Raw genomic sequence first — 11,704 nt, forward strand, 5'->3', positions numbered from 1 at the left:
ACCTTAACATTATTTACTACTCTAAGAATTTGAGCAATATTTCTAAAAGAATTTTTACCAAGATAGAACATAGATAAAGCAGTAAAAATAATATGAACAGGATAACGCATACGTTTAAAATCAGTCTTACCAACTAATTTAGACATAGATGCAGGCAATATATTATTTGGTTTAGGAACAAACATAGAATGATTACATTTCTTATCACAACAATGATAATTAGAGTAATATTTATAATCATGATGAAGAAATGTTGTTTTACCACAAACAGGGCAACGAGGGTATTTAGGTTTCTTTTTAGATGTTGGTCTATCAGGAGCAAATTGGTGATTACACTTACGGCAAAGGTACTTTTGATAACCATCTTTATCTTTGCCATAACGATAAAAAGATTCTTTATTATTGCATTTTGGACAATTAACTGGTACAATTTTTTGCATGAGGACTTCATCCTTTCTGGGAGGTATTTGTTTTCTAGCAAAAACATTGTACCACAGAGGGTTGGAGTCCTCAATTTTCATTTAAGTTTACAGAGCGAAAAAATAAATGAGGAGGTTTTATAATGAAAAAGATGGTTATTTATGATCCAGCTATGTGTTGTCCAACAGGAGTATGTGGACCGTCAGTTGATAAAAATTTATTGAGGGTTGCTACACTTTTAAATAGACTAGAGAAAAGAGGTATTAAGGTGGAAAGGCATAATCTTTCTGATAATCCTCAAGCTTTTGTAGACAATAAGGCAGTTAATAAACTTTTAGTAGATGAAGGTGTTGATGTACTTCCTATTACTATGGTAGATGGTGAAGTAGTCAAGACTGGCGAATATCCTACTAACGAGGAATTTGTAGAGCTACTTGAAATACCTGAAGAATATATAATGTCTGAATTAGCGGCTAACAAAGCTAGAAAGGCTAAAATGAACCAAAACAATAGATAGAATAGCTAATATTAATACAATGGGAGGCTAATAAATGTATAAGAATTTTGATATAAAGGATATCAATTTAACAAAATACCTATTTTTTACAGGTAAAGGAGGGGTAGGCAAAACTTCAATAGCATGTTCAATAGCAGTTAATTTAGCAGATAGTGGAAAAAAAATAATGCTTGTGAGTACTGACCCTGCTTCAAACCTTCAAGATATATTCGATATAGAATTGAATAATAAGGGAGTTAAAATAAAGGAAGTACCAAATCTTACAGTAGCAAATTTCGAGCCAGAAGCCTCAGCTGCTGAATATAGAGAAAGTGTTATAGGTCCCTTTAGAGGGAAACTTCCTGAGGCTGCAATAAAAAATATGGAAGAACAGCTATCTGGTTCTTGTACAGTAGAAATTGCATCTTTTAATGAATTTGCAGCTTTTATTACTAATGAGAAGGTAGCGGAAGAATATGATCATATTATATTTGATACTGCACCAACGGGACATACTCTAAGAATGCTTGAATTACCATCAGCTTGGTCTGATTTCATAAGCAAAAGTACTCATGGGGCTTCTTGTTTAGGTCAGCTTGCTGGACTACAAGAGAAACAGGAGATATATAAGAAAGCTGTAGAAAACTTAGCTGATGGAGAAATGACTACTTTGGCTCTGGTTTCAAGACCAGAAAATTCAGCATTAAATGAAGCCGAAAGAGCATCCAAAGAACTTCAAGACTTAGGAATAAAAAATCAACTTCTAATAATTAACGGAGTATTGAAAGAGCATGATGACGAGATATCTAATGTGATTTTTGAAAAACAGAATCGTGTTATGAACAATATGCCTGAAGGTCTAAAGGATTTTGATACCTATGTAATACCTTTAAGACCGTATAATATTGCAAGCGTAGATAATCTAAGAAAATTCTTTAATGATGGTGAAATTAATTATGTAGAAAAAAAATTAGATGTTGAAAATATATCTACATTGGAAGATGTTATCGATGGTTTATATGAATCAAATAAAAGAGTAATATTTACCATGGGTAAAGGTGGAGTAGGTAAAACTACAATTGCAGCTGCTATTGCAGTTGAATTGGCAAAGAGGGGTAAAAAAGTTCACTTAACAACTACAGACCCAGCAGCTCATATAGGCTATGTGGTTGATGAAAGTTATGGTATAACAATGAGTAATATAGATGAAAAGGAAGAATTGGCAAAATATAGGGAGGAAGTATTAGCAAAAGCAAGAGAAGCAGATGTTTCTCAAGATGATATGGATTATATAGAGGAGGATTTGAGAAGTCCATGCACTCAGGAAATTGCTGTATTTAGAGCTTTTGCTGAAATAGTTGATCGTTCTGATGATGAAATTGTGGTTATAGATACGGCTCCTACTGGACATACAATATTATTATTGGAATCTACTGAAAGCTACAATAGGGAAATAGCTCGTACTCAAGGCGATACACCAGAGTCTGTTAAGAAACTATTACCAAAGCTAAAAGATGATAAATTCACAGAAGTATTAATAGTCACACTACCAGAAGCAACACCATTTTATGAAGCTAAAAGACTTCAAGAGGATTTGCAAAGAGCGGATATATTTAGTAAATGGTGGATTATTAACTCTAGCTATTACAATATAGATACAACTAACAAAATATTAAAAGCAAAAGCTGCAAATGAGGTTGAATGGATAAATAAAATATATGATGTATCAGAAGGAAATGCTGCTTTAATTAAATGGTTTCCTGATGAGCTGAAGGGAGAGAATTTATGTAAGCTCTTTAGATAAGACCTACTAAACAAAAAAATGAGAGGTGGCCAAATATATGAAAAAAGAAAACATATCATCTGGAATAGGGTTTTTTCAAAAGTATTTAACAATATGGGTAGCTCTTTGTATGATAGCTGGGGTGTTAATTGGCAAATATATACCTGCAATACCTGAATTCTTTGGTAGGTTTGAATATGCAAATGTTTCAATACCAACAGCTATACTAATTTGGGTAATGATTTATCCAATGATGATGAAGGTGGATTTCCAAAGTATAAAAAATGTAGGGAAAAACCCTAAAGGTTTATATGTAACATGGATAACAAACTGGCTTATAAAACCTTTTACAATGTATATTATAGCTTCATTTTTCTTATTTGTTGTTTTTAAGAAATTCATAACACCTGATCTTGCAACACAGTATTTAGCAGGAGCAGTTTTACTAGGAGCTGCACCATGTACAGCAATGGTATTTGTATGGAGTACATTGACAAAAGGTAATCCAGCATATACAGTTGTTCAAGTAGCAACTAATGATTTAATTATATTGTTAGCTTTTGTTCCAATAGTTAAGTTCTTACTAGGAGTAAGTAATGTGCCAGTTCCATGGGATACTCTAATATTATCAGTTGTTCTATTTGTAGTAATTCCATTAGCAGGTGGAATATTAACTAGAATTAATGTTATAAAAAATAAGGGTTTGGACTATTTTGAAAATGAATTTTTACCTAAATTTGATGGTGCAACAACTGTAGGATTGCTATTAATGCTTGTGCTACTATTTTCATTCCAAGGCGAAACAATATTGAATAATCCTTTACACATTTTGCTTATAGCTGTTCCCTTAACGATTCAGACATTTTTTATATTCTTTATAGCATATGGAGCATGCAAATGGCTTAAAATACCTTATGATGTAGCAGCACCAGCAGGTATGATAGGGGCTTCAAATTTCTTTGAATTAGCAGTTGCAGTAGCAATAGCATTATTTGGAATGGATTCTCCAGCTGCACTTGCTACTACCGTAGGGGTATTAACAGAAGTACCACTAATGCTATTTCTTGTGAAGATAGCAAACAACACTAAAGGATGGTTTCCTCAGTCAGAATAATTACTAAAATGAGGTGGTTTATATGAAGAAAAAAGTAGCCTTTATATGCGTTCATAACTCCTGCCGTTCCCAGATGGCAGAGGGATGGGCAAAAAAGTTAGGCAGTGATGTACTAGAAGTTTACTCAGCAGGAACAGAAGAACATCCAGAAGTAAAGCCTTTAGCAGTACAAGTAATGGAGGAAGCAGGAGTAGATATGATAGGGCACTATCCAAAACTATTAAGTGATATACCAGAAGAGGTAGATATCCTCATTACAATGGGCTGTAATGTAGTATGTCCCTTTGTACCAAATAGCCACAGCGAAGACTGGGGACTAGAAGACCCCTCTGGAGGTCCTATAGAAGACTATAGAAAAACAAGAGATTTAATCAAGGAAAAGGTAGAAGACTTAATAAAGAGAGTTAAGGATAATGAAATATAGCATATATAGAGGTAGCATAATGACAGATAAGATTAAAATTCACATGTTTGGAAATAGGGATGAGAATATATTTGACTATAAGTAGAATATTGAAAAAGAGAAAATAAGGGCAATCTTAGCAGGAGAAAATTCATTAAACATGAGTTTTTTTCTTAATCAATACATAATATATTGACAATCATCTATGTAGGGAAATATAATGCAAGTGGATAGGTTCCGATATCTGAAAATTCAATTAAAAGAGAGGGGTTTGTATGAAAGGTAAAGAAAAAATAAAGGAAAGTATCCGTAAGAATTATTCAAAAGTAGCTATAAAAGGTTCATCAGGAGGATGTTGCTCTGGTGGTTGTAGTTGTAATGGAGAACCAATTGATATTTATAACACAACAGTTAATATTGGATATACAGAAGAAGATCTTGCTACTGCACCTGTAGATTCAAATATGGGATTAGGCTGTGGAAATCCTATAGCAATAGCTAATCTAAAAGAAGGTGAGACAGTTCTAGATCTTGGATGTGGTGGCGGCTTTGATTGCTTCTTAGCAAGTACACGGGTTGGCGATACAGGTCATGTTATAGGTGTTGATATGACTCCTGAAATGATCCAATTAGCAAGAAAAAACGCAGAAGAAGGTGGATATACAAATGTGGAATTTAGATTAGGTGAGATAGAACATTTACCTGTAGCTGATGAATCAGTGGATGTAATTATATCAAATTGCGTAATTAATTTATCACTGGACAAGGAGAGTGTATTCAAAGAGGCATATAGAGTTCTTAAACCAGGTGGGAGGCTATCAATATCAGATGTAGTTGCCACAGCAGAATTACCAAATGAGATTAAACAAGATTTAAATATGATAACTGGTTGTATAGCTGGTGCAGAATATGTTGAGAACATCAGAAAAATGATGGATAAAGCTGGTTTTAAGGATATAAAATTGACTCCTAAGGACAATGGTAAAGAAATAATTAAATCATGGGTACCTAACAGAAATATAGAAGATTATGTAATTCCATACATTATTGAAGCAACAAAATAGTAATTAGTTAGAAAATTAATAGAGTATTAATAACATGTTCATTTATGACATTATGTTTGGTAGATTGACTTTGATATTATACATAACGTTTCCTCATTAACCCATAGATATAAATGAAGTCATATGGTTTGTGGTATTTATATATATGTTGCTTCGATGCTACTCGGTGAAATGAATTTGGAAATAGCAGTTAATATAGGTATATAAAAAGCGATGGAGTATTTTTAAAATATCATAAAAATGTGGATATATCCTCATAAACAAATGAAACGGGTAGATATCTCTATAGAAGCGAATCATGTGGAGTGTATGGTAGAGATGCAAAAAGTATAATCTTTCAAATAGACTGACTTTACAAGGCTTCCGACGGTTTTCAGTTTGTTATAAATGGAAGGGAAATTAAGAACTTTATTAATTGATGATTGGAAAATTGTTATATCTGATGAATCGCTAGATCCTTAGAATCTAAAGGTAGGGCAGTTAATTTCAATTATGTTTAAAAATTGGAGGCACTTCAATGAAAATTGTAGAAACGTCCTAGGAGTTCTATAAGTTTGCTTTATTCGTATTTGGTGTTTCACTTTTTCTAATAGGTCTTATAAATAATGGTTATGGGTGGAATTTAAGTATTCTTATTAAAAGGGTTTTATATGGATTATTTTAGGTGTGGGACTTAAAATTAAAAGCTATTATAAAGACATAAACTTGGAAACTTAAAAAGAGAAGGTCTTTGTTATGATGGCTCTGTAATAAAAATAATTCTTTCTCCATGGGTTAGGATTGGGAGTTTTATAGCAGCAAGTGTTAAATGTTTCTACAAAACTGAAAATGGCGAAAGATTAGCTAGGAGTGGCTATCATCTTCTTTTGACTTTTAATAGAAGAGAAGATTTGCATGCAAAAATTTACATTGCTCATAACATTTTGGAGAATTACGTTATAGAACTTTATCGAAGGGGTAGCCACAGATATGCAAGTCATGAAAAATAGTAGGTTTTGCAAAATAAATGAAAGTTTGTCTACACTTATTTCACTTTATTATTTAACTTATTGTTGCTATACTTGCATTAAAATCTAAATAGAAATCATCACTAAAGTAAAAAGGTGATATTATGAAAAAAATAAATATTTTAGTCGTAGAAGATGATAATGATATAAATAATTTATTATGTAATATTATAAAAAAAAGCGGATACACAGCACAAGCTGCTTATTCAGGAACTGAAGCAATGCTTTATATTGAAAAACAAGAGTGGGATATGGTACTTCTTGATTTGATGCTTCCAGGAATGACTGGTGAAGAGGTTCTTTCAAAGATTAGAGAAAATAGTTTGGCACCTGTAATTATTATTTCAGCTAAGGGAGAAGCCCAAACAAAGGTGAAAACCTTAAGGACAGGTGCAGATGACTATATTACCAAGCCCTTCGATATCGAAGAAGTTTCAGCAAGAATCGATTCTCTTTTAAGAAGATATAAGCATTCAAAAGGCTCTGAACGAAGGAAGATATTTACCCATAAAGACATCTGTCTTGATACGGAGTCAAAAATAGTTACAGTAAATGGGGTTGAGGTCCCATTAACAGCCCGTGAATATGAAATATTATTGCTTTTGATGCAATCGCCAAAAAAGATCTTTACTAAATCTAATATTTACGAGAGCATATGGGGAGATGATTTTTTAGGAGATGAAAATACCATTAATGTCCATATAAGTCATATAAGGAATAAATTATCAAAAATCAATCCAGAGGAAGAATATATTGAAACTATCTGGGGCATGGGATATAGATTAAAAAATTAAGGTTTTTTTAATAATTTATTAAGACTCTCTTATGAATTAATTATTATATTAAGGATATAACCATAAGAGAGGTAGGTAGATTCAATGGGTGAATATGTATTAAGAACTAAGAATATTTATAAAAAATATGGAAAAAGTCTTGCTCTTGACAATATAAATATTGAGATAAAAAAGGGCGAGATTTATGGATTTATTGGACAAAATGGTGCTGGAAAAACAACTCTACTTAGAGTAGTTACAGGTCTTACAATTCCCACTAAAGGAACTGTGGAATTATTTGGACAAAGTAGTGAGAAAGGATTAGTAAAATCCATTAAGAGAGTAGGGGCAGTAGTTGAAAGTCCTGCTTTATTTCCAAATATGTCAGCATATGAAAACTTGGAGCTACATCGCTTACAAAAGGGAATTCCAGATAAAAAATGTATTGATAGGACCTTAAAATTAGTCGGACTAGAAAACACAGGAAGAAAGAAGGTAGTAAATTTTTCACTAGGTATGAAGCAAAGATTGGGTATTGCCATTGCACTTTTAAGCGATCCTGAATTTCTAATTCTTGATGAGCCTACAAATGGATTAGACCCTATGGGAATAGTTGAACTTCGTAAACTTATAAAAAGGCTAAATAGAGAAAGAGAAATGACCGTTTTAATATCTAGCCATATATTAAGTGAACTACATCAACTTGCCACACGATATGGTATTATTCATAAAGGAAGGCTTTTAGAAGAGATTTCAGCATCAGAGCTAAATCAAAAATGTAGGCAGTATTTACGGATTAAGGTGGATAATCCTAGCAAGGGAGCTACTGTGTTGGAAACTGAACTTAATTCAACAGATTTTGAAATTATGCCAGATGGAATCATAAAGTTATACAGCCATCTAAATGATATACAAAGGGTATCCTTAGCACTGACTAAGAACAATCTTATTATAGAACACTTTTCACAAGCAGGTGATGACTTGGAAAGTTATTTTGCAAAACTTGTGGGAGGTGTTAACAATGATTAATCTAATTAAGGCTGAATTATTTAAGTTAAAAAGGAATCGTACTTTTTGGGTTTTGATGGGAGTAGTAACATTTATATATGGACTGGCTAACTATTTAGTTATAATAGATTGGTGGAAAATGCACAATACAGGCTTTTACAATATAGGATTAAAAGAGTACAATGCCATGGAAATGGTAAAGCTGCCACTGATTTTTAATTTAATTATAAGTACTTTGGCTGGTTTTTTTATTAATATAGACTATACTACAGGAACCATTAAAAATCAGATCTTAAGTGGAAATGAAAGAAGCCGCATTTATTTAGCAAAGTTAATTGTTTTTTCCTTAGGCTCAGTAATTACTGCTGTAATATTGCCATTAATGACAGTTGTACTTGAAACTATTTTTTTAGGCCATAGTGATATTTATACTAGTGAAACAGTTATGTATTTATTAAGGGCTTTTAGTTTATATACTCTGATTATAATTGCTTATTCATCAATTATAATGTTGATAGCTTCTATAACTAAAGAAAGTGGAAGGACTATTATTATTACTATTATTATGACTATTATATTATTTATAATCGATAAGGCTTTAATCTTTAAATATGAAATAGTTAGAACCATATATGAAAATACTATATTCTATCAGATTTATCAAGCATTCAATTCTTCCATTACATCCGATGAAATTGGGATGAATATTTTAATTTCCTTAGCAACATTTATTGTAATATCTTTTTGTGGTAGTAGGATTTTTAAAAAACAAGAAATCAAATAATATGAAAGTGGGTGAGAAAAATACTATATATAATAATTATATTAAGCTTATTATTAATAGTTTTTCTTACCCAATTATTATTTATAAAAAAACAACTTAAAAATATAACAGAGCAATTGAAAAATTATAATATGAGAAAAACTGATAAGAAAATAGACATAACATTCCTAAATAGGGAGATAGAAAGTATTGCTAGTGAAATTAATAATTTAATTGATTTGCATATACAATCAAATACAGAGAAAAAATCTGCTGAAAGACAGCTAAAACAGGCTATAGCAAATATGTCCCATGATCTAAGAACACCCTTAACATCTATTTTAGGATATATTCAACTGATGGAAGATGATGAGATTTCAGATGAAGAGAGGAAGCAATATTTAAAAATTGCTAAGGACAGAACAAAGAGGTTACAGACTTTACTAAATGACTTTTTTGAACTTTCTGTTATTGAATCTGTTGATTATAGTTTGAAATTAGAAAATTTAAATATAAAAAGTATTGTCGAAGAAACCATTATAAATCTATACGATAAGTTTAATGAAAAACAAATAGTGCCAAATATTCAAATGCCTAAAGAAAAAGTTAGTATTAATGCAGATGAATCAGCTACAAAAAGGGTTATAGAAAATCTTGTCTCTAATGCTATAAAATATTCATATAGAAATATAGCTATAATACTTGAAAAGTCGAAAACAACTGTAGATTTAACTATAAGCAATGATGCGGAAAATTTAACAGAGAAGGATGTTGAATTATTTTTTGATAGATTTTACATGGCAGATCAAACTCGCTCAGGTAAAGGAACAGGATTAGGCCTATCTATTGCACAGAGTTTAATGGATAAAATGAATGGAGAGCTTTCTGCTGAATTAAAGGATGGGTACTTACATATGAAGTGCAGTTGGGCACTAACGGATAATAAATAAGCTAGGAGTTAAAGCCTATTCCAATAGAAGTAAGCTTACTTATTAAAGCGTTAATAGTGCAAGAAGACTATGACTATGATACTTTAATATCTAAGCAAATAGCAAAGGAACTTGGCTTGTCAAGAGATTCAGTTAGGGGTTACTGTAAAAGAAATGGATTAGACGGGTACGGTACGGAGAAGAGTTCTTTAGTGTGGGACATTGAGATCAGACCTCACTGTCCCATATATCTGTAAGCTTAAAGCCCTATCTGAAAAGGTTAAAGAACTTAACAGGGGAAACAAGAATTTCATGAAAAAATTGACAAGAAAAATTATTAGTTTTATACTTATGATATTGATGGTATCTAATATAAGTATTTCAGCGTTTGCAAGTGAAACTGAATTAAGTTCTAAAAATACAAGTACTAATAAATGTAATATTGTTATTACTGATGATGGTGTATATATTAATGATGTTTATTATACACAAGAACAGTTTGTCAAACTTCTTAATACTGCAGTAGAAGTAGATATAACTGAATTTAAAAACGATACTATTAAGAATAATAGAGCAATAAGAAGTGTAGGTGTGCAAAGCGCAACAGGAGTTCTTATTGCAGGTACATGGTGGATTCCAGGAGTTGGGGAAGTAGTGATTACTGCTGCTGGAGTAGTAATTATAGGTGGTACAGTAATAGCAGCAGGTACTTGGTTATATAACAAAGTTGTTGATTGGTTTGAAGCTAGAGCGGAAGAAAAAATAATTGATAAAGCTTTAAAAGATTTAGATGGACAGCCTAATAAGCAAAGACATATAAAAGATCCAAAACATGATTGGGATAAAATTATTAAGGGAACAATTACATGGGAAAAAGTAAGAGATATAATAGAAAAAGTTATGAAAAAAGGAACAGAAAGCAGATACGGTTCTGCATATAAAAGAGTTTTAAAAGTTGGGAAAGAAACAGTAACAGTAACATTTCAAAAGATAAATGATAGTATATGGAAAATTAGCGATGCATGGGTAAATAAGAAATAAATAGAATATTATTTGAAAGGTTATGATGTACAATGGATTTAGATAAGTTAGAGAGAATTATAAAAAATGAAAAATGGGAAGAACTTATAGGTTTTTTTGATGCTATTAATGAAGATTATTTAAAAACAGTTGAGAAATATGATCTTTTCAGAATTTCTTTTTACACTTGGTATGTTATGGCTGAATGGGGAAGATTATCACCAAAATTAGAAAAATGTTTAAACCAAGCAGAAAATATATTACTAGATGCCTTTAAAATAGCAACTGAGAAATATTCAAATGACGGAGATTATTTGTGGTTTTATGGTTATTTAATTAGTGTTTTTCCGGAACACTTTGTATCAGTATATTCTGATTATTTAAAAGCAGAAAATACAGGAAAACAAATGTTAAATGTGGCTTCACAAATGCAATATACTTTAGCAATTATTTTTAATGAAAAGTTTTCGGAAAAAGATGTTTTGGAAAGTGGGAAAAAAGACTTAGAAAACATATTTGATAAAAGTACAGAAGTATATAATTATTTTATTAAAATGATAGAACTGATAGAGTCTGAGAATAAAAAATAGAATATTTCAAATAGAAAAATATATAATGTTTCTGTTAAAGCAAAGTTATAAGCGTTCATCTTGAATTCATAGGGGGTAAAATTAAAATACTCCCTTATTTTTCTGTGAAAATTTATCACCTTTCTATCAAAACACATGTTGAGTGCGTCACATTGATGTCAAGGGTTTAGAAATAAAGAACAGAAAAGCTTGTAAATAAAGGGTTTCCAGACATTTAGTTTTTCCCGAGGCCGATCTGCCGGATGTGGCAATGTCAGGAAACCCTTATTTTGGTTGCTTGAGGGAACATATCAACCGTCCAGAAAATTAATAGTTGAGTTACCAGATTAGATAA

Annotated in this window: 13 protein-coding genes; 12 read left to right on the forward strand and 1 reads right to left on the reverse strand. The window is 31.4% G+C overall.

Annotation, left to right across the window (positions count from 1 at the left end):
* Window positions 1–440: IS1 family transposase (locus BLV68_RS14855; RefSeq protein WP_143035308.1), on the reverse strand; the 440-nt coding region annotated here is incomplete at its 3' end.
* Window positions 441–562: 122 nt separating this feature from the next.
* On the opposite strand from BLV68_RS14855, the gene arsD reads away from it, so the two are divergent.
* The 12 genes from arsD to BLV68_RS14915 all read left to right on the forward strand — a co-directional run bounded on the left by arsD (window position 563) and on the right by BLV68_RS14915 (window position 11,370).
* Complete coding sequence (gene arsD, locus BLV68_RS14860; protein ID WP_093755178.1) at window positions 563–937, forward strand: arsenite efflux transporter metallochaperone ArsD; 375 nt, start codon at window positions 563–565, stop codon at window positions 935–937.
* A gap of 34 nt (window positions 938–971) precedes the next feature.
* Window positions 972–2,720 carry an arsenical pump-driving ATPase gene (gene arsA, locus BLV68_RS14865; protein ID WP_093755180.1) on the forward strand — a complete coding sequence of 583 codons (1,749 nt, stop codon included), beginning with the start codon at window positions 972–974 and terminating at the stop codon, window positions 2,718–2,720.
* A 37-nt stretch (window positions 2,721–2,757) separates the two neighbouring features.
* Window positions 2,758–3,813 carry an ACR3 family arsenite efflux transporter gene (arsB, locus tag BLV68_RS14870; RefSeq protein ID WP_093755182.1) on the forward strand — a complete coding sequence of 352 codons (1,056 nt, stop codon included), beginning with the start codon at window positions 2,758–2,760 and terminating at the stop codon, window positions 3,811–3,813.
* Between the two features lie 22 nt (window positions 3,814–3,835).
* On the forward strand, window positions 3,836–4,237 hold the full coding sequence (locus BLV68_RS14875) for an arsenate reductase ArsC (protein ID WP_093755184.1): 402 nt from the start codon (window positions 3,836–3,838) through the stop codon (window positions 4,235–4,237).
* A 254-nt stretch (window positions 4,238–4,491) separates the two neighbouring features.
* Window positions 4,492–5,280, forward strand: a complete 789-nt coding sequence (locus BLV68_RS14880) for an arsenite methyltransferase (protein ID WP_093755186.1) — start codon at window positions 4,492–4,494, stop codon at window positions 5,278–5,280.
* 1,111 nt (window positions 5,281–6,391) lie between these two features.
* Complete coding sequence (locus BLV68_RS14885; RefSeq protein ID WP_200773817.1) at window positions 6,392–7,081, forward strand: response regulator transcription factor; 690 nt, start codon at window positions 6,392–6,394, stop codon at window positions 7,079–7,081.
* An 84-nt stretch (window positions 7,082–7,165) separates the two neighbouring features.
* A complete protein-coding gene (locus BLV68_RS14890) occupies window positions 7,166–8,089 on the forward strand; it encodes an ABC transporter ATP-binding protein (RefSeq protein WP_093755190.1) in 924 nt (307 codons plus the stop codon).
* Window positions 8,082–8,852: an ABC transporter permease gene (locus BLV68_RS14895; RefSeq protein WP_159428725.1), complete on the forward strand. Its 771-nt coding sequence runs from the start codon at window positions 8,082–8,084 to the stop codon at window positions 8,850–8,852. Before BLV68_RS14890 ends, BLV68_RS14895 begins: the two co-directional genes overlap by 8 nt.
* A 131-nt stretch (window positions 8,853–8,983) precedes the next feature.
* A complete protein-coding gene (locus tag BLV68_RS14900) occupies window positions 8,984–9,781 on the forward strand; it encodes a sensor histidine kinase (protein ID WP_200773818.1) in 798 nt (265 codons plus the stop codon).
* Window positions 9,782–9,837: 56 nt separating this feature from the next.
* Window positions 9,838–10,017 (forward strand): hypothetical protein, encoded by a 180-nt coding sequence (locus BLV68_RS16050; RefSeq protein ID WP_093755194.1) that lies wholly within the window; start codon window positions 9,838–9,840, stop codon window positions 10,015–10,017.
* Window positions 10,018–10,072: 55 nt separating this feature from the next.
* The gene (locus BLV68_RS14910) at window positions 10,073–10,801 is read left to right on the forward strand and encodes a polymorphic toxin type 35 domain-containing protein (protein WP_074366728.1); all 729 of its coding nucleotides are present in this window, start codon (window positions 10,073–10,075) and stop codon (window positions 10,799–10,801) included.
* A gap of 32 nt (window positions 10,802–10,833) precedes the next feature.
* Window positions 10,834–11,370 carry a hypothetical protein gene (locus BLV68_RS14915; RefSeq protein WP_003515960.1) on the forward strand — a complete coding sequence of 179 codons (537 nt, stop codon included), beginning with the start codon at window positions 10,834–10,836 and terminating at the stop codon, window positions 11,368–11,370.
* Window positions 11,371–11,704: the final 334 nt, after the last annotated feature.

The sequence above is a fragment of the Tepidimicrobium xylanilyticum genome (assembly GCF_900106765.1).
Lineage (GTDB): Bacteria > Bacillota > Clostridia > Tissierellales > Tepidimicrobiaceae > Tepidimicrobium > Tepidimicrobium xylanilyticum.